At 71.2% G+C, this 18,135-nt stretch carries 14 protein-coding genes; 8 read left to right on the top strand and 6 right to left on the bottom strand.

Translation table 11 applies throughout. The annotated features are described in order from the left end of the window. Positions 1–82: 82 nt before the first annotated feature. From ispG to FYX01_RS07390, 4 genes are all read left to right on the top strand, one after another. Positions 83–1,240 (top strand): flavodoxin-dependent (E)-4-hydroxy-3-methylbut-2-enyl-diphosphate synthase, encoded by a 1,158-nt coding sequence (ispG, locus tag FYX01_RS07405; protein WP_150238914.1) that lies wholly within the window; start codon positions 83–85, stop codon positions 1,238–1,240. Positions 1,241–1,622: 382 nt separating this feature from the next. Beyond that, complete coding sequence (locus FYX01_RS07400) at positions 1,623–3,113, top strand: amino acid permease (protein ID WP_150238912.1); 1,491 nt, start codon at positions 1,623–1,625, stop codon at positions 3,111–3,113. A 224-nt stretch (positions 3,114–3,337) separates the two neighbouring features. After that, complete coding sequence (locus FYX01_RS07395) at positions 3,338–4,147, top strand: carbon-nitrogen hydrolase family protein (RefSeq protein WP_150238910.1); 810 nt, start codon at positions 3,338–3,340, stop codon at positions 4,145–4,147. A 168-nt stretch (positions 4,148–4,315) separates the two neighbouring features. Beyond that, positions 4,316–6,025 (top strand): flavin monoamine oxidase family protein, encoded by a 1,710-nt coding sequence (locus tag FYX01_RS07390; RefSeq protein ID WP_150238908.1) that lies wholly within the window; start codon positions 4,316–4,318, stop codon positions 6,023–6,025. 144 nt (positions 6,026–6,169) lie between these two features. Here the strand turns inward: FYX01_RS07390 and FYX01_RS07385 are convergent, their stop codons facing one another. After that, positions 6,170–6,634 carry an Lrp/AsnC family transcriptional regulator gene (locus FYX01_RS07385; protein WP_150238906.1) on the bottom strand — a complete coding sequence of 155 codons (465 nt, stop codon included), beginning with the start codon at positions 6,632–6,634 and terminating at the stop codon, positions 6,170–6,172. 165 nt (positions 6,635–6,799) lie between these two features. On the opposite strand from FYX01_RS07385, the gene FYX01_RS07380 reads away from it, so the two are divergent. The 3 genes from FYX01_RS07380 (at position 6,800) to FYX01_RS07370 (ending at position 10,736) form a co-directional block, all read left to right on the top strand. Further along, positions 6,800–8,437: an alpha/beta hydrolase gene (locus FYX01_RS07380; protein ID WP_150238904.1), complete on the top strand. Its 1,638-nt coding sequence runs from the start codon at positions 6,800–6,802 to the stop codon at positions 8,435–8,437. A gap of 79 nt (positions 8,438–8,516) precedes the next feature. After that, positions 8,517–9,359 (top strand): GNAT family N-acetyltransferase, encoded by an 843-nt coding sequence (locus FYX01_RS07375; RefSeq protein ID WP_150238902.1) that lies wholly within the window; start codon positions 8,517–8,519, stop codon positions 9,357–9,359. A gap of 153 nt (positions 9,360–9,512) precedes the next feature. Further along, positions 9,513–10,736 (top strand): multidrug effflux MFS transporter, encoded by a 1,224-nt coding sequence (locus FYX01_RS07370; RefSeq protein ID WP_150238900.1) that lies wholly within the window; start codon positions 9,513–9,515, stop codon positions 10,734–10,736. Positions 10,737–10,753: 17 nt separating this feature from the next. Here the strand turns inward: FYX01_RS07370 and FYX01_RS07365 are convergent, their stop codons facing one another. The 5 genes from FYX01_RS07365 to FYX01_RS07345 all read right to left on the bottom strand — a co-directional run bounded on the left by FYX01_RS07365 (position 10,754) and on the right by FYX01_RS07345 (position 17,211). Continuing rightward, on the bottom strand, positions 10,754–12,376 hold the full coding sequence (locus FYX01_RS07365; protein WP_150238898.1) for an ABC transporter ATP-binding protein: 1,623 nt from the start codon (positions 12,374–12,376) through the stop codon (positions 10,754–10,756). Beyond that, entirely contained in the window at positions 12,373–13,260 is an 888-nt protein-coding gene (locus FYX01_RS07360) for an ABC transporter permease (protein ID WP_150238897.1), read from the bottom strand. The genes FYX01_RS07365 and FYX01_RS07360 overlap by 4 nt, the downstream gene beginning before the upstream one ends. Then, positions 13,257–14,192 (bottom strand): ABC transporter permease, encoded by a 936-nt coding sequence (locus tag FYX01_RS07355; RefSeq protein WP_150238895.1) that lies wholly within the window; start codon positions 14,190–14,192, stop codon positions 13,257–13,259. Before FYX01_RS07355 ends, FYX01_RS07360 begins: the two co-directional genes overlap by 4 nt. Positions 14,193–14,241: 49 nt before the next feature. Continuing rightward, complete coding sequence (locus tag FYX01_RS07350) at positions 14,242–15,843, bottom strand: ABC transporter substrate-binding protein (RefSeq protein ID WP_150238893.1); 1,602 nt, start codon at positions 15,841–15,843, stop codon at positions 14,242–14,244. Positions 15,844–16,251: 408 nt separating this feature from the next. Next, complete coding sequence (locus FYX01_RS07345; protein ID WP_150238891.1) at positions 16,252–17,211, bottom strand: ATP-binding protein; 960 nt, start codon at positions 17,209–17,211, stop codon at positions 16,252–16,254. 339 nt (positions 17,212–17,550) lie between these two features. Between FYX01_RS07345 and FYX01_RS07340 the strand changes: the two genes are divergently transcribed. Beyond that, positions 17,551–18,105, top strand: coding sequence for an ATP-binding protein (locus FYX01_RS07340; protein ID WP_150238889.1), 555 nt, complete (start codon positions 17,551–17,553; stop codon positions 18,103–18,105). Positions 18,106–18,135: the final 30 nt, after the last annotated feature.

Below are 18,135 nucleotides of genomic sequence, written 5' to 3'. Positions count from 1 at the left end.
CGTGCGCTGCGCCGGACACCCATTCCCGAAACGGACGAATCAAGTGCCGCCCCCCTCCGGCGGCAGACGAGGTGAATCAAGCGTGACCGTCGAGCTCGGTATTCCCACCGCACCGCCGCGCCCGCTGGCGACCCGGCGCAGGACGCGGCAGATCATGGTCGGAAACGTCCCCGTCGGCGGGGACGCTCCGGTGTCCGTGCAGTCGATGACGACCACCCGTACCTCCGACATCAACGCGACGCTCCAGCAGATCGCGGAGCTGACCGCCTCGGGCTGCCAGATCGTCCGCGTGGCCGTGCCCACCAACGACGACGCCGACGCGCTGGCGACCATCGCCAAGAAGTCGCAGATCCCGGTGATCGCCGACATCCACTTCCAGCCCAAGTACGTGTTCGCGGCCATCGACGCCGGCTGCGCGGCCGTGCGCGTCAACCCGGGCAACATCAAGAAGTTCGACGACAAGGTCGCCGAGATCGCCAAGGCGGCCGGTGACGCCGGTACGCCGATCCGCATCGGCGTCAACGCCGGCTCGCTGGACAAGCGCCTGCTGGAGAAGTACGGCAGGGCCACCCCGGAGGCCCTGGTCGAGTCGGCGCTGTGGGAGTGCTCGCTGTTCGAGGAGCACGGCTTCCGCGACATCAAGATCTCGGTCAAGCACAACGACCCCGTGGTCATGGTCAACGCCTACCGGCTGCTGTCCGAGGCGTGCGACTACCCGCTGCACCTGGGCGTGACCGAGGCCGGCCCGGCCTTCCAGGGCACCATCAAGTCCTCGGTGGCCTTCGGCGCGCTGCTCTCGGAGGGCATCGGCGACACCATCCGCGTGTCCCTGTCCGCGCCCCCCGCCGAGGAGGTCAAGGTCGGCAACCAGATCCTGGAGTCGCTGGGACTGCGCGAGCGCGGCCTGGAGATCGTCTCCTGCCCGAGCTGCGGCCGGGCCCAGGTGGACGTGTACACACTCGCCGAGGAGGTCACCGCCGGCCTCGAGGGCATGGAGGTTCCTCTGCGCGTGGCCGTCATGGGCTGCGTCGTGAACGGTCCGGGCGAGGCGCGCGACGCGGACCTGGGTGTGGCCTCCGGCAACGGCAAGGGCCAGATCTTCGTCAAGGGCGAGGTCATCAAGACCGTGCCCGAGTCCAAGATCGTGGAGACCCTCATCGAGGAGGCCATGCGCATCGCCGAGGAGATGGGCGAGGCCGGGGCCGAGTCGGGCGAGCCGACCGTCTCCGTGGCCGGCTGACCCTTCCCCTGCTCCGAACGGGGCGCGCGGCGACCGCCGCGCGCCCCGCTTTCGTGTGTGGCGGGTCGGTCCGCACGAGGCCGGTCCCCGGGGCCTCCGCGCGGGGAAGCGATGTCCTCGCAGGTCAGGCGGAATTGGTGACCTAACGTGACGATATGTGGCATGTATCACGCTTGCGTGCGTTATGTTGCACGAGAACGCAGGATTGCTTCACTTGTCCCTGAGAGACGCAACGAATGTGGGTCATGTTACGTAGGTAACGCCGCTACCGTTGCTGAGGGCATTTTCGGGTCGTTGCAGGTACGAAGCGCCCCCTTCCGCCCCCCACCGTTCCTTCTCCCGGGGATCGGTGTGCCCGTGTACAGGAACGAGGAGTAGTCACGTGGTGGACCAGAAGAGCCCGGCGGGCAACCGCGGGCCCGGAGGCCCGGGCGGTGCGCCCGCGCTGAAGGAGCGTCTCACCCGGCGTAAGCCGATCGAGAGGCTCATCGCCGAGACGGAGGACAGCGAGGGCACCGGCCTCCAGAGGCACATGGGCTTCTGGCAGTTGTCCATGATCGGCATCGGCGCCACCCTCGGCACCGGGATCTTCGTCGTGCTGGGCGAGGCCGTGCCCGTCGCCGGACCCGCCGTCATCCTCTCGTTCGTGCTCGCCGGGATCACCGCGCTGTTCTCCGCGCTCGCCTACGCCGAGATGGCCGGGATGATCCCCGCCTCGGGGTCGGCCTACTCCTACAGCTACGCCACCATCGGCGAGTTCATGGCCTGGGTGTGCGGCTGGTGCCTCATGCTCACCTACGGCGTGTCGGTCGCCGCCGTCGGCGTCGGCTGGGGCGAGTACGTCAACGAACTCCTCCGGCTCACCACCGGCATGTCCCTGCCGAGCGCAGTGCTCGCCGGTCCGCTGGAGGGCGGCCTGGTCAACCTGCCCGCCGCCGTCGTGGTCGTGCTGGCCATGTTCGCCCTGCTCGCGGGGGTCCGCGAGAGCAGCCGCGCCAACGCCGTCATGGTCGCCGTCAAGGTCGCCATCCTGGTCATGTTCGTGGTCATCGCGATCACCGCCGTCCAGGACGGCAACTTCGCCCCGTTCATGCCGATGGGCATGGCCGGTGTCAGCGCCGCGGGCGCCACACTGTTCTTCTCCTACATCGGTTTCGACTCGGTCTCCACGGCGAGTGAGGAGGCCAGGAACCCGCAGCGCGACCTGCCCCGCGCGATCATGTTCGCGATGATCCTGGTGACGGCGATCTACTGCCTGGTCGCCTTCACGGCGGTCGGCGCGCTCGACTGGACCGGCTTCGTCGACGGTGAGACCACGCTGGCGGGCATCCTGACCGAGGTCACCGGCACCCCCGTGTGGGCGGTCATCTTCGCCGCCGGTGCGGTCCTGGCCCTGGCCAGCGTGGTCCTGGTCGTGCTCTACAGCCAGACCCGCATCCTCTACGCGATGTCGCGCGACGGGCTCGTCCCCAGGGCCTTCTCCACCCTGGACGCCAAGGGCACCCCGCGTACGAACACCCTCATCACCTCCCTGCTCATCGCGGTGCTCGCCGCGCTGGTCCCGCTCGGCCCGCTCGCCGACGCCACCGCCATCGGCACGCTCTTCGCGTTCGCCCTGGTCAACGTGGCCGTCCTGGTGCTGCGCCGTACCCGTTCCGACCTGCCGCGCGCCTTCCGCGTGCCCGGTTCCCCGGTCACCCCGGTCCTGGGCGTGCTCGCCTGCGCCTACCTGATGTTCAGCATGCCGCTGAGCGTGTGGGCGGCCTTCCTGGTCTGGCTGGCCGTGGGCATGGCCATCTACTTCGGCTACAGCATGCGCCGCTCCGCGCTGGAGGCCGAGCCGACCGAGCCGGTCTCCGGGGCCCGCTCCTGACGGACACGTGAACAGACGGGGGCCGGGGAGACTCCCCGGCCCCCGTCTGTTCTCCGAAGGCTCTCCGCGCACCGATGTCGGCACGGATCCACGCAGACGCGCAATGAAGCGCCACGGTCCAGCGAGAATACGCAGGATTCCACGGGTTCGGCGCACTGTTCGGACGCCTTCGCCCACCTAGAGTGGACGCGGCGCCCAGCGACGGAGGAAACAGGAGGTGAGGCGTGACACGCGGACCCCTGCGCGTGGCCCTGGACCAGGGCACCGGACACAGCGGCGACCCCGCCGACGCCCTCGACCGGCTCGCCGACCGCGCCGCGGCCGCGGCCGGTGCCGGAGCCCGTCTGCTCGTCGGCCCCGAGATGTCGCTGACCGGCTACAACCTCGGCCCCGGAGCCCTGGCCGCACTCGCCGAGCCCGCTGACGGCCCCCTCGGCGAGGCCGTCGCCGCCATCGCCGCCGACACCGGCGTCGCCATCGTGCACGGCTTCCCCGAGCGGGCCGACGGCACCGTGTACAACTCCGTCCAGCTCGTGGACGCCACCGGTACCCGCCTGGCGACCTACCGCAAGACCCACCTGTTCGGGGACCTGGACCGCGGCGCCTTCACCGCGGGCGCCGACCCGGTCGTCCAGGCCGACCTCGGCGGAGTCCGCGTCGGCCTGCTGGTCTGCTACGACGTCGAGTTCCCCGAGGCCGTGCGCGCCCACGCCCTGGCCGGTACCGAGCTCCTCGTGGTCCCCACCGCGCTCATGCTGCCCTTCACCGAGGTCCCCGAGCGGATCGTGCCCGTGCGCGCCCTGGAGAACCAGCTCCACCTGGCCTACGTGAACCGCTGCGACACCGAGGGGAACCTGCGCTACGCGGGCCGGAGCGTCCTGCTCGCCCCCGACGGCTCCGAGACGCTGCGCGCCGGATCCGGTGAGCAGCTCCTGGTCGGCGACGTGGATCCGGACGCGGTCGCCCGCGTCCGCCGGGAGCAGTCCTACCTGGGCGACCGCCGCCCGGACCTGTACCGGACGCTCACCGTGTGACCGCGCTCCGCACCCGCCGGACAGGTGGCGCCGACCCGACCGGTGCCCGGCTCCGGGCGCCGCCCCGAGCAGCGCTTGGAGGGCCTCCGGGCACACCACGAACACCATTCGCACGCACGCAACCGACCGGTACTTCGCCGGAGGACACCCATGTGAAGGAGGGGCCTGATGACGTCTGCCGTGCCCACGGCCGCTGGCGCCGCACCCACGCGGAGCACGCCGCTGAACATGTGCGGGCCGGACTTCCCGTTCGCCTACGACGCCTATCTAGAGCACCCCGCCGGACTCGGGCAGGTCCCGGCCGCGCACCACGGCACCGAGGTCGCCGTCATCGGCGGCGGGCTGTCGGGGATCGTCACCGCCTACGAGCTCATGAAGATGGGCCTCAAACCGGTCGTCTACGAGGCCGACCGCATCGGCGGGCGGCTGCGCACGGAGAAGTTCGAGGGCTGCCCCGACGACGTGGTGGCCGAGATGGGCGCCATGCGCTTCCCGCCCTCCTCCACCGCCTTCTGGCACTACGCGAACCGGGCGGGCCTGGAGACGGAGCCCTTCCCCAACCCTCTCTCCCCGGCCACCCCCAGCACCGTGGTCGACCTCAAGGGGAGGTCCCACTACGCCACCACCCTCGACGACCTGCCCGAGGTCTACCGCGAGGTGGCGCGCGCCTGGGAGGCCACCCTGGAGCGGGCCCAGCACACCCGCATGCAGCAGGCCATCCGCGAGCGCGACGTGGCCACCCAGAAGGAGATCTGGAACGAGCTGGTCGCCCGGCTCGACAACCAGACCTTCTACGGCTTCCTGTGCGAGTCCCCGGCCTTCGCCTCCTTCCGCCACCGGGAGATCTTCGGTCAGGTGGGCTTTGGCACCGGCGGCTGGGACACCGACTTCCCCAACTCCATCCTGGAGATCCTGCGCGTCACCTACACCGGCGCCGACGACGACCACATGGGCATCGTCGGCGGCGTGGAGCAGCTGCCGCTGCGCCTGTGGGAGGACGCCCCGGACAAGCTCGTGCACTGGGCGGGGGGCACCACCCTGGCCTCTCTGCACGAGGGCGGACCGAGGCCGGCCGTCACCGCGCTGCGCCGCACCGCGGCCAAGGGCTCCCCGGCCGGGAACATCACGGTCACCGACGCGTCGGGGTCCACCCGTACCTACGCGACGGCCGTGTTCACCGCGCAGAGCTGGATGATGCTGTCCAAGATCGACTGCGACGAGGACCTGCTGCCCATCGACCACTGGACGGCGATCGAGCGCACCCACTACATGGAGTCCTCGAAGCTCTTCGTTCCGGTGGACCGCGCGTTCTGGCGGGACAAGGACCCCGAGACCGGCCGTGACGTCATGAGCATGACGCTCACCGACCGCATGACCCGGGGCACCTACCTCCTGGAGGGCTCCGACCCGGAGGGCCCGGCGGCGATCTGCATGTCCTACACCTGGTGCGACGACTCGCTCAAGTGGCTGCCGCTGCCGGCCAACGAGCGCCTGGAGGTCATGCTCTCGTCGCTGTCCAAGATCTACCCGGGCGTGGACGTGCGCTCGCACATCACCGGCGACCCGGTGACGGTGTCGTGGGAGGGCGAGCCCTACTTCATGGGCGCGTTCAAGGCCAACCTGCCGGGCCACTACCGCTACCAGCGCCGCCTGTTCACACACTTCCGCCAGGACGGACTGGAGGAGCGCCACCGCGGCCTGTTCCTGGCCGGTGACGACGTGTCCTGGACGGCGGGCTGGGCCGAGGGCGCCGTGCAGACCGCGCTGAACGCCGTGTGGGGCGTGGTCCACCACCTCGGCGGTGAGACCGACCCGGGCAACCCGGGCCCGGGTGACCTGTTCGACGAACTCGCCCCGGTCGCCCTTCCGGAGGACTGAGGCGGCGCCCCTCCGGGGCTCCGCTCCTCCCCGTGTTCCGGCGCCTCGCAGGCGGGAGCCCCCGGATCCTCCGGTGCGACGACGACGGCCCCGGCCGCACGACGACGTGCGACCGGGGCCGTCGTCCGTGTCCGGGAGCGGGGGTCAGGGCAGGTCGGCGGTTCCGGCGAGGATGGGCCGGTCCACCAGACGGGACAGGACCAGCGTGCTCTTGGTCCGCACCACGAACGGCTCGGCGCCCAGCCGCTCGATGACCTCCTCCAGGTGGTGGGTGTCGCGGGCCCGGACCTGCACGATGGCGTCCGCGTCCCCGGTGACCGTGTACGCGGAGGTGATCTCGGCGTATCCCGCCAGGCCGGTCCGGATCTCTCCCGGAGAGGTGCGGGCGCGGCAGTACAGCTCGATGAACGCCTCGGTGGTCCATCCGACGGCCTGGGGCTCCACCACCACCGTGAACCCGCGCACCGCGCCGGACCCCACCATCCGGTCCACGCGACGCTTGACCGCCGAGGGGCTCAGTCCGACCTGACCGCCGATCTCGGCGAAGCTCATCCGCGCGTCCGCGCCGAGTATCGCGATGATCCGCTCATCGACACGATCCAGCCGCATGGTGTTCCTTCGCCCCGTCTGTTTTGTCCAAATCTGCTCCAGGCAGGGCACATGCTACCGGGGCACACCCGCTTGGACCTGGTGAGTGGACGCGTCACTTCCGTTTGTAACTCTACGCATTGGTAATAATTCATAGAGTAACAAAGGGTGCGAGGGGGTAGACGAGTGCGAGCACGAACCCGGGCCGCGGTCTCGGCAGGGGCGGTCCTGGCCTCCCTGGTCGCCACGGTCCCCGCCCAGGCCGATCCGGTCGAACGGGCCCGCGAGAGCGTCCGCGTCGACGAGGGGACCCTCACGTGGGGACCCTGCGAGGACCTGCGGCCCGTCGCCGGCGAGGACCTGGAGTGCGCCACCCTCACGGTCCCCCTCGCCCGCACCTCCGACGGCGGCCGGATCGGCGACGACACCGTCCAGATCGCCCTGTCCCGGGTCCCCGCCACCGGAGAGGCCCGGCACACCCTGCTGGTCAACCCCGGCGGTCCCGGCAGCGCCGGACGCGTGTGGGCCTCCCACACCCATCAGCGCCTGCCCGCGCGGCTGCGCGGGATCTACGACGTCGTCGCCTTCGATCCGCGCGGGGTCGGCGCCTCCACGCCCTCCATCACCTGCGATCCGGACTTCTTCGCGCCCGTGCGCCCCGACACCGTCCCGGCGGACGCCACCGCCGAGGCCGCCCTGCGCGCCGACGCCGCGGACTACGCCCGGTCCTGTGCGGACAACACCGGACCCCTCCTCCAGCACACCCGGACCGAGGACACCGCCCACGACATGGACGCCATCCGGGCGGCCCTGGGCCGGGACCGGATCGACTACCTCGGTTACTCCTACGGCAGCTACCTGGGCACCGTCTACTCCGCGCTCCACCCCGACCGGGTCCGCGCCCTGGTCCTGGACAGCGTCGTCGACCCCGACAACCCCTGGTACGAGAGCAACCTCGTCCAGAGCAGGGCCCTGGACCGCGCGGCCCGGAACTTCTTCGACTGGACGGCCCGCCACGACGGCGTCTACGGACTCGGCACGACCGGGGAGGAGGTCGCCGAGGCCTACCACGCCCTGCGCTCCGACCTGGCCGACGAGCCCGCCGGGGGCACCGTCGGCCCCACCGAGCTGGAGGGCGCCGTCATCGTCATCGCCTACAGCGGTGCCTCCTGGCCCTCGGTCGCCAGGGTGCTCGCGGCCCGGATCAACGACGGTGACGACGCGCCGCTGCTCGCGCTGTACGAGGCCCACGGGGAGGACGCTGGCTCCGACCGGGGCTACGGCGGCTACCTCGCGGTCCAGTGCACCGACGCCCACTGGCCCCGGGACTGGTCCACCTGGCGTGCCGACGCCGGGAAGGCCCACCGGGAGGCCCCCTTCATGGCATGGAACAACACCTGGTACAACGCTCCGTGCGCGACCTGGGGCGCCGAGTCCGACGACTGGTTCCAGGTCGGCGACGGCCCGGGCGAGCACCCCGCCTACGGCGGCGACGCACTCCTCGTGCACGCCACCGAGGACGGCGCCACCCCGGTGGAGGGAGCCTTCGCCCTTCGCGAGCGCCTGCCCGGGGCGGCCCTGGTGACCGAGGAGGGCGGCCTCACCCACGGCGTCGCGCTCAGCGGGAACACCTGTGTGGACGAGGTCGTCACCGCCTACCTCCGCGACGGGGAACTGCCCGCCCGCGCCGACGGCACCGGCCCCGACGTCACCTGCCAGACACGCCCCGAGCCCCGTCCCGGCACCGTGCGCGACGAGCCCGGGAACCCGGCCGAACCCGTCGCCCTCGGGGTGCGGGGGGCATCCGGGCAACCGGTCGAATAGGCTGGAAACAGCGCGAACAGGCTCGACCAGTCGTCCTCCGGGGCCCACATGAGGCGACCGGGAAGAGGGGGGAGATGCGATGCTGCGAACCTCGCCGATACGGATCCTGGGAGAACGCGACCGGGAGCCCGTCCGGGCGCTTCTGGACACCGATCCCGTCGGCAACGTGTTCGTCGCCTCCCGCCTGATGGCCACGGGTATCTCCGGCAGATCCAGCGGTACCGAGGTGTGGGGACACGTGGAGCGGGGCCGTCTGACCGCCCTGTGCTACTCCGGCGCCAACATGGTCCCCGTCAACGCCGGCCCGGCCGCCATCCGCAGCTTCGCCGACCACGCCCGCTGGCGCGGCCGCCGCTGCTCCTCGATCGTCGGCCCGGTCGACGCGGTCAGCGACTTCTGGCAGCAGGTCACCCCCGCGTGGGGGCCCGCCCGCGCCATCCGGGCCAGCCAGCCGGTACTGGAGATCAGCGGCGAGCCCGTCGTGCCCGCCGACCCCCTGGTGCGCCGGGTCCGCCTGTCCGAGATCAACACCCTCGTGCCCGCGTGCGTGGCCATGTTCACGGAGGAGGTCGGCGTCCCGCCGGACTCCGGCGACGGCGGCACGCTCTACCGGGCCCGTGTGGAGGAGCTGGTGCGCACCGGCCGGGCCTTCGCGCGCATCGAGAACGGCCGTGTGGTGTTCAAGGCCGAGATCGGCGCGGTCACCCAGCACGCCTGCCAGGTCCAGGGGGTGTGGGTGCACCCGGACCTGCGCGGTCGGGGCCACTCCACGGCGGGGATGGCGGCCGTGGTCAACTACGCGCTCGCGGAGATCGCACCCCGCGTGACCCTCTACGTCAACGACTTCAACACCCCGGCCCGGGCCGCCTACCAGAAGGTCGGCTTCCGGCAGGTGGGAGAGGTGATGTCGGTACTCTTCTAGGGTGCCGGCCCGATCCGTCCCTTCCGAACCGGACGCTTCCTGACGGCCCCGCGTCGGTCCCGCCCCCGCCGGACCGCCGGAGACGGCCGCCGCGGCCAGCCCGACGTCAGGTTCGCGGCGCGCAGCGCCCTCCGTCCCCATGAGAGAGCGCCGATGCAGCACAATCCGACCGGCAGGGCACGTCTGGGCCTCGCCCTCCTCCTCGGCATGCTCGCCGTCCTGGGGCCGCTCAACATCGACATGTACCTGCCCGGCTTCCCCGAGATCGCCGCCGACCTGGACGCCAGCGCCTCCCACGTGCAGCTGAGCCTGACCACCTGCCTGGTCGGACTCGCCGTCGGCCAGGTGGTGGTGGGCCCGATCAGCGACGCCCGGGGCAGGCGCGGGCCGCTGATCGCCTCCCTGGTCCTGTTCGTGCTGTCGTCGCTGCTGTGCGCGCTGGCCCCCGACATCGCCGTCCTGGCGGCGGCCCGCTTCCTCCAGGGATTCACCGCCTCCGCCGGGGTCGTGCTCTCCCGCGCGGTCGTGCGCGACGTGTTCTCCGGCAACGACCTGACCAGGTTCTTCGCCCTGCTGATGGTGATCAACGCGGTCGCGCCCCTGGCGGCGCCGATCGCGGGCGGCGCCATCCTGTGGCCGTCCTTCACCGGCTGGGAGGCCGTCTTCCTGGCCCTGGCGCTGCTCGGCGTGGTGATCGTCCTGGTCGTGGCGCTGCGGCTGGAGGAGACCCTGCCGGTGGAGCGGCGCATCCCCGGCACGGTCGGCGGCACCCTGCGGACGATGGGCGCGCTGCTACGGGACCGCTCCTTCCTCGGCTACGCCCTGGTGGTCGGCCTCGTGCACGGCGGCAGCTTCGCCTACGTCGCCGGGACGCCGTTCGTCTACCAGGACCTGTACGGCGCGTCCCCGCAGGCCTTCGGGATCCTGTTCGGGATCAACGGCGCCGCCATCATCGCCGGAAGCTGGGCGGTGGGGCGGTTCAGCGCCCGGTTCGGCGAGCGCCCCCTGCTGCTGGGCGCCGTGGCCACGGCGGTGGCGGTGACCGGTGTGCTGTTCGTGGCGACGCTGGCCGGCGGCCCGCTGATGACCCTCGTGGTGCCCGTCTTCGTGTACATGACGTGCATGGGGATGATCCTCACCAGCTCCTTCGCGCTGGCCATGCACGGCCAGGAACGGAGGGCGGGCAGCGCCAGCGCGGTACTGGGTGCCCTGTCCCCGCTGTTCGGCGCGGTGGTGGCGCCGCTGGTGGGGCTGGACGAGAGCACCGCCGTACCCATGGGCGCCGCCCTGTTCGCCACCTCCGCCCTCGGACTGGTGGCCCTGCTGGCCCTGACCCCGCCGCGTGCGCGCGTACCGGAGGCCGACCGGGCACGGTGACCGGTGGCTCCGGTCCGCTACTCCGAGGTCCCGGCGAGGGCGGGCTGGAAGTCCGGGGTGTCCGAGATCAGCGCGCGCGTGTACTCGTGCTCGGGCGCCGACATCACCCGGCCGACCGGTCCGTACTCCACGATCCGTCCCTGGTCGAGCACCGCCACCCGCTGGGCGATGTTGGACACCAGCGCGATGTTGTGGGTGACGAACAGGAGCGCCATCCCGCCGTCCTGCAGGTTCCGCAGCAACTGCACGATCTCCGCCTGCACCGACACGTCCAGGGCGGAGGTGATCTCGTCGCACACCATCAGGTCGGGGCGGGTGGCCACGGCACGCGCGATGCACACGCGCTGGCGCTCGCCGCCGCTGAGCTGCTCGGGGAAGCGGTCGGCGTAGGAGGCGGACAGCGCCGCCCGCTCCAGTGCCTCGGCCACCACCGCGTCGGGGTCCCCGGGCCTGCCCGTCAGGTGCCGGTAGGGGCCCAGGATCTGGTCGCGCACCCGCTTGCGCGGATTGAGCGCCTCGTAGGGGTTCTGGAACACGTACTGCACCCGGCGCCGCTGCTCGGCGGTGCGCCGGTAGCTGCTGGTGGCCATCCGCCGACCGTCGAAGAGCACCTCGCCGGTGAACTGGTGGTGCAGTCCCGCCACCGAGCGCGCCAGGGTGGTCTTGCCCGAGCCGGACTCGCCCAGCAGCGCCACGCACTCGCCCCGGGAGACCGACACGTCGATGCCCTCCAGCACCCGTGTGCGTCCGTACCCGGCCGACAGCCCCGAGACCCGCAGCAGCGGCTCCCCCTCGGGCTCCGCCTCGTCCTCGTGCCCTTCGGTGCGCAGCAGCGGCACCGCCCGCAGCAGTTGGCGTGTGTAGTGGTGCTCGGGAGCGCTCATCACCTCGTCGGTGCGCCCGCGCTCGACCAGCTCGCCCCGGTACATGACCGCGACCTCGTCGGCCAGGTCGGCGACCACCGCCATGTCATGGCTGATGTAGACCCCCGCCGTCCCGTACTCGCGGGTCATCCGGCGGATCGTCCCCAGCACGTGCGCCTGGGTGGTCACGTCCAGGCCGGTGGTCGGCTCGTCCAGCACGATCACGTCCGGGCGGCCCACGAAGGCCATCGCGATGGCCACCCGCTGCTGCTGGCCGCCGGACAGCTGGTGCGGGTAGCGGGTCAGGAACGCGTCGTCGTCGGGCAGCGCCACCTCGCGCAGGACCTCGCGCATCCGCGCCACGGCCTCGGCCGCCGACAACGACGCGTCGTGCAGGGCCTCGCCCAACTGCGTGCGCAGCCGCAGGGCCGGGTTGAGCGCCGAGGCGGGCGACTGCGGGATGTAGGCCACCGCACGCCCGCGCAGCTCGCGCACGCCCCGCTCCGACAGTGACGCCAGGTCCTTCCCCGCCACCTCCACGCGCCCGGCGCTGATCCGCGTGGCGCGCTTGCAGTGCGCCAGCAGCGACAGCCCCAGGGTGGTCTTGCCCGAGCCGGACTCGCCCACCAGGCTGAGGATCTCGCCCCGGCCGACCGAGACCGACACCCCGCTGACGATCTCCACGTCCGAGGGCCGTCCGATGACCTTCAGTCCGTCCACCGCCAGTACGGTCTCCCCAGCGGTCGTGTCCTGGTCCTGTGCCTTGTCCCGTGTCACTTCCCGACCCCCCGGTCGATACCGATGGCCGCCCGCGACAGCCCGTCGGTGATGAGGTTGACTCCGATGGTCAGGACCGCGATCGCCGTCACGGGCAGCGCCACCGCCCACGGCTGCGCGGCCATGCCCTGCCGGTTCTCGTTGATCATCAGGCCCCAGTCGGCGGTCGGCGGCTGCAGGCCCATGCCCAGGAAGCCCAGCACCGCGACCACACCGATCGAGTAGGTCAGCCGCAGACCCAGCTCCACCAGCAGCGGGCTGGACACGTTCGGCAGGATCTCCACCGCCATGATCCGCCAGCGCGGCAGACCGATCGCCTCGGCGGCCTTCACGTAGTCCTGCTCGATCACCTTGCGCGTCGCCTCGCGGACGACCCGGGCCACACGCGGCATGTGCGAGACCGCGATGACCGCGACGATCAGCCACACCTGTGGACCGAGGACCGACATCACCAGCAGCGCGGCGATCAGCTGGGGGAAGGCCAGCAGGATGTCGTTGGCACGCATGAGCGCGTCGTCCAGCCAGCCGCGCTGGTAGCCCGCGACCACGCCGACCACGGCTCCGGCCACCACGCCGATCCCGGCCGCGGAGCCCGCGAGCAGCAGGAGAGTCCATCCGCCCCACAGGAAACGGGTGAGCACGTCGCGTCCGCGGTTGTCACCGCCGAACACGGTGCCGTCCGCACCCGTCTCGAAGGGCTTGGCCACGAACTCGGTGGGCGTGTACGGGGCGACGAACGGCCCCGCCACCGCGATCAGGACGATCAGGCCCGTCAGGACCACGCCCACCTTCGTCCGGCCGAAGCCCCACGCGGTACGCAGCAGTCCGGCGCCGCGGGTGCGCACCGCCGCGGGCACCGTGTCCGTCTTCGAAGGAGCGCTCATCGGTTCGCCACCCTCACCTTCGGGTTGGCCGCCAGCCCGGTCACGTCGGCGAGCAGGTTGACGAGGATGTACACCCCGGCGATGAGCAGCACCACGGCCTGGATCAGCGGTACGTCGCGGTTCTCGATGGCGTCCATGAGGATCTTTCCGACGCCGGGGAAGTTGAACAGGAACTCGACGGCCACCACGCCGCCCGCCAGCCAGGCGAGCTGCAGGGCGACCACCTGGGCGACCGGTCCGATGGCGTTGGGCGCGGCGTGCCGCCAGAGCACCACACGCTCGTCCAGGCCCTTGAGCCGCGCCTGCTGCACGTACTCGCTCTCCAGGACCTCGATCATCGTCGCCCGCATCATCCGTACGATCGGCGGCGCCACGGCGAAGGCCAGGGTCAGTACCGGGAGCACCCACTGGTCGGGGCCGCCCACACGGGAGTACACCGACGGGAGCAGGTCGAGCCCGCCGGGGCCCAGCAGCAGGATCAGCAGGATGCCGACCACGAACTCGGGGATGGAGGCCACGACCAGCGTCCCCAGGGAGGAGGCGTGGTCGAAGGTCCGGTCCCTCCGCAGCGCGCTGAACGCGCCCACGGCCAGGGCGACGGGGGTGGCCACCAGGGCGGCCATCCCCATGAGGGCCAGCGAGCTGCCCACCGGAGAGGCGAGGACCTCGCTCACGGGCATCCGGTTGGAGTAGGAGGTGCCCAGGTCGCCCTGGACGATCCCCTGGAGCCACTGCATGTACTGCACGGCCACCGGCTCGTGCAGGTTGAGCTGGTCGCGCAGCACCTCCACGCGCTGCGGCGTCGCGTCGCGGCCGAGGATCATCTGGGCGGCGTCGCCGGGCAGTGCCTGCGTGGCCGCGAAGACCACGAGGGACACCGCCCAGAGCGTCAGCGCGCCGAAGAGGAGGCGGACGACGATGAGTCGGGTCATGGGGAGCTTCCGGTGGTGGTCGGCTTCGGCGGGGAGGGGAGCCGGCCCACTACTGCTCCATCCAGACCCGGTGGAAGGCGTAGGAGCCCAGCGGGTGCCCGGAGACGGAGGGCTCCAGCCCGTGCACGGCGGTGCTGTGGCCGTCGAGCAGGTTCACGAAGCCCCACACGATGTAGCCGCCCTCCTCGTACTCGACCCGCTGCGCCTCGCGGATCAGCTCGTGGCGCTCCTCCTCGTCGGCGGTGCGGCGGGCCTCCTCCAGGTAGCCCAGCCACTCCTCGTGCTCGCCCCACATGGTCTCGTTGTAGGGGGCGCCCACCACCGAGCCCTGAGCGGTCTGGGTGATGTAGTTGCGCGCGCTCCAGAAGTCCTGGCCGAAGGCGTAGGGGAAGCCCTCCTCCTCGCTCCAGTAGTCGCTGGGGTTGACGCGGCGCAGGTCGACGGTGACCCCGGCCTCGCGGGCCTGCTCCTGGAAGACCTCGGCGGCGGCCACCACGCCCGCGTTGATGTCGGAGGTGACCAGCTCGACCTCCAGGCCGTCCTCGTGCCCGGCCTCGGCCAGCAGGCGCTTGGCCTCGTCGATGTCCTGCTCGCGCTGCTCGAAGTCCTCGGGGTAGGAGGGGTCCATCCGCGCGTACATGTCGTTGCCGACCTGGCCGTATCCGGCGAGCGCCTGGTCGATCATCTCCTGACGGTCCACGATGAGGCGGAAGGCCTGGCGGACCCGGACGTCGTCGAAGGGCGCCTGGTCCACGCGCATGGTGAACGGCAGCCACATGCCGGTCTCGGACTCCATGATGTCCACGTCCGGGTTGCCCTCCAGCACGGGCACCTGCGCGTGCGGGACCTGGGAGATGAGGTCGACGCTGCCGCTGCTGAGGGCGTTGACACGCGCGTCGTCCTCGGGGAAGTCCACGATCTCCAGCTCGTCCACGTAGGGCAGGCCCTCCTCGTGGTAGCCCTCGTGGCGCTCGAAGAGGCTGTACTCGCCCGCGGTGAACTCCGCGTGGCGGAACGGGCCGCAACCGACCGGGGCCTTCGGGTCGTAGCCCTCCGGCACGACGCAGTTGTAGTACTCCGCCAGCGCGTCGGGCAGGGTGACCGTGGGCTCGGTGCAGTGGATGACGACGGTGCGCTCGTCCACGACCTCCAGCGCGTCGGGGTCCACGCCGGCCAGGTCGCCCGCACCGCGCAGGGGCTCGTCCGGGTCCAGGATGCGCTGGAGCGAGAAGACGACGGAGTCGGCGGTGACGGGGGAGTCGTCGTGGAAGGTCAGGCCCTCCTTGAGCACGACGGTCCACTCGGTGGCGTCCTCGTTGGGCTCGAAGGACTCGGCCAGGTGGTTCTCGATGACGCCTTCGTTGGTGTAGCGCACCAGGGTGGCGTAGAGGGCGTGGTTACGCGCGATGTCCACGTTGTCGGTGGGCTTGTGCGCGTCCAGGGTGTCGTTGACACCGCCGCCCGCCACACCGACGCGCAGCCGACCGCCCGACTGGGGCTCGTCCCCGCCCGACCCCCCGGAGCCGGAGTCCCCTCCGCAGGCGGCCAGTACCGGGGCGACGGCCATACCCGTCGCCGACGCGCGGAGCAGGGAACGGCGGCTGGGGACGAGGGCACGGGAGGTCTGGGGATCTTCGGGCAGGGACGGCACTGGGCACCTCGTGTGGGGACGGATAACTTCGGTCGTCCGGCACCGGGGAGGGCGCCCGGGGGCGGCGCCGGGGGGACACCGGACGGGTGTCGGACCCCAACGATCCTTGTTCTTCCACCTGAAAGCGTCAAACCGGGTCGGAACGGATGTTTTGGTGCATGCGAAGCTTCACCCCGGCGTCACGGGTGCGTGTTCGAAGAGGCGACGGGATCCGCTGTGACCTGGTGCTTCGGGCGGCTTCGGGCGGGTGCCGCGCGCTTCCGTGTGAGCGTGGCGCCCGCCCGCCCGCCGTGCCGTACGGTGCGGTGTGAGTGGCCCCGGTTGTACTCCAATCGATGTCATGGGGAAGTGAAAATGTGGTGTTTAGTGTGGGATTTGTCGTTTTTGTCTTTCTTTGTGTTGACTTAATCAACCAGTGAGAGCTGTGGGACCCATGAGGAAGTCGGGGTCCAACTGGGCGGCCAGGTCCGCGCCCTTGGCCTCGTTGGCCCACGCCCGCGCGTTGCGCAGGTGGAACTCCGCCGACTGCCGTGTGAACTTCTCCCAGTCCTTGGGCGCGGCGTCCACCATGTCCCGCATCCGGGCCAGGGTCTTGACGTTGTCCTCCTCCAGGTCCGACAGGTCCGGGTGGCGGCCCTTCTCCATCGAGCGCACGAACCCCGAGTGCGTCATCCACCCCGACAGCGCCTCGCCCACGTGCTCACGCAGGAACTCCACGTCCGCCTCGTCCTGCACCTTGTTGCCGATCACCCGGACGGCCACGTCGTGGTCGCGGGCGTACTCGGCGTACTGGCGGTACACGCCCACGCCGCGCACGGTGGGCTCGGCGACCAGGAAGGTCATGTCGAAGCGGGTGAACATCCCCGACGCGAAGGAGTCTGCGCCCGCGGTCATGTCCACGACCACGTACTCGCCCGGGCCGTCCACCAGGTGGTTGAGGTACATCTCGGCCGCGCCCACCTTGGAGTGGTAGCAGGACACGCCCAGGTCCCCCTCTGCGAACGGGCCGGTGACCATGAGGGTGGCGCCCCGGGCCGGTGCGCCGAAGCGCGAGTGCAGCGGGTTGTCCCCGGTCACGGTCAGCAGGCGCGATCCACGGCCCGGCGGCGTGGTCTTGATCATCGCCTGTGCCGAGGCGATGCGCGGATTGTCCCCGCGCAGCAACTCCTTGATCTCCTCCAGGTGGGCGCCCAGGGGCGGGAGCCCGGCCAGGCTCTCCTCCGGCACGCCCAGGGCGGCACCCAGGTTCTGGTTGATGTCGGCGTCGATGGCCACCACGGGGACGTGCTGGGCGGCCAGGTGGCGGGTGAACAGTGCGGAGAGGGTGGTCTTGCCGCTGCCGCCCTTGCCCGCGAACGCGATCTTCATGTGGCCCCTTCGGTGTCGGCGCGCGGGCGTCCTCGCCCACGGCGGATGGCGGGCCGGAGGCGGCCCGAATATGGGAACGATTATCGTTCCTGTCCATCGTTCTGTCAGCGGAACCGCTGATCCGGGCGTGTATTGCCAACGTGTTACACCTCACATGGGTGACCCTGGGGTCCGGACTGTTTCCTTTGTCCACTTCGGGGATGACACGTGACGGGGTTTTGTGGCCGATCTCGGGCAGGGGGAACCCGGGTGTGCTGTTCTGGAGCCAGTACACCCTTGTCTAAGGTGAGTGCAGGCGGCGCAACCCGCGCGCCCGTCGCGGGTGATTGGAGTGACCGGATGGCTGAGGCGAGGCAACTCCGGGAATACGTGCCCGCGGAGGTGCCGGAGGGCATGGCTCCGACCGCACCGCCCATCGAGACGGGGGACCTCACCGGAGGGGTCACCGACCACACGGTGTGGAGCTGTGCGGGGAACCTGACCGCGGTGCGCTCGATCCGCGCGCGCGTGCGCGACTTCCTCGCCCGGGCGGAGCACTCCGAGAGCTCACTGGACGACGCCGAGCTGGCCGTCAGCGAACTGGCGACCAACGCCCTGCTGCACTCGCGCTCCGGGCAGAGCGGCGGCGTCATGACGCTGTTCATACGCTCCGGAACCGGGCGCCTGCGCGTGGCCGTCGCCGACCAGGGAGCGCGCGACGGCGAGGGCCTTCACTCACGCGAGGACGGCGGTGACTTCGGCCGGGGCAAACTCATCGTCGACAGCTGCGCCACCCGCAGCGGCGAGTACTGGAGCGAGGCCACGCACGTGGCCTGGTTCGAGATCGACGACCAGCTGCCCGGCGACGACACCGACGAGGAGTCCCCGACGGCGGAGATGGCGCTCGGGGACTGAACCGGTCCGCGGCCGCCCCCGGTCGCGGCG

It is taken from the genome of Nocardiopsis quinghaiensis (assembly GCF_008638365.1).
In the GTDB taxonomy this organism is placed as follows: Bacteria; Actinomycetota; Actinomycetes; order Streptosporangiales; family Streptosporangiaceae; genus Nocardiopsis; species Nocardiopsis quinghaiensis.
The sequence above is the reverse complement of the archived record's forward strand: the minus strand, read 5'-3'. Positions and strand labels throughout refer to the sequence as shown.

Bases quoted from the DNA above. Each gene is read 5' to 3' on its own strand.
- FYX01_RS07390 (WP_150238908.1), top strand. From the start codon at position 4,316: ATGACGTCTGCCGTGCCCACGGCCGCTGGCGCCGCACCCACGCGGAGC.
- FYX01_RS07385 (WP_150238906.1), bottom strand. From the start codon at position 6,634: ATGCGGCTGGATCGTGTCGATGAGCGGATCATCGCGATACTCGGCGCG.
- FYX01_RS07375 (WP_150238902.1), top strand. From the start codon at position 8,517: ATGCTGCGAACCTCGCCGATACGGATCCTGGGAGAACGCGACCGGGAG.
- FYX01_RS07370 (WP_150238900.1), top strand. From the start codon at position 9,513: ATGCAGCACAATCCGACCGGCAGGGCACGTCTGGGCCTCGCCCTCCTC.
- FYX01_RS07360 (WP_150238897.1), bottom strand. From the start codon at position 13,260: ATGAGCGCTCCTTCGAAGACGGACACGGTGCCCGCGGCGGTGCGCACC.
- FYX01_RS07355 (WP_150238895.1), bottom strand. From the start codon at position 14,192: ATGACCCGACTCATCGTCGTCCGCCTCCTCTTCGGCGCGCTGACGCTC.
- FYX01_RS07345 (WP_150238891.1), bottom strand. From the start codon at position 17,211: ATGAAGATCGCGTTCGCGGGCAAGGGCGGCAGCGGCAAGACCACCCTC.
- FYX01_RS07340 (WP_150238889.1), top strand. From the start codon at position 17,551: ATGGCTGAGGCGAGGCAACTCCGGGAATACGTGCCCGCGGAGGTGCCG.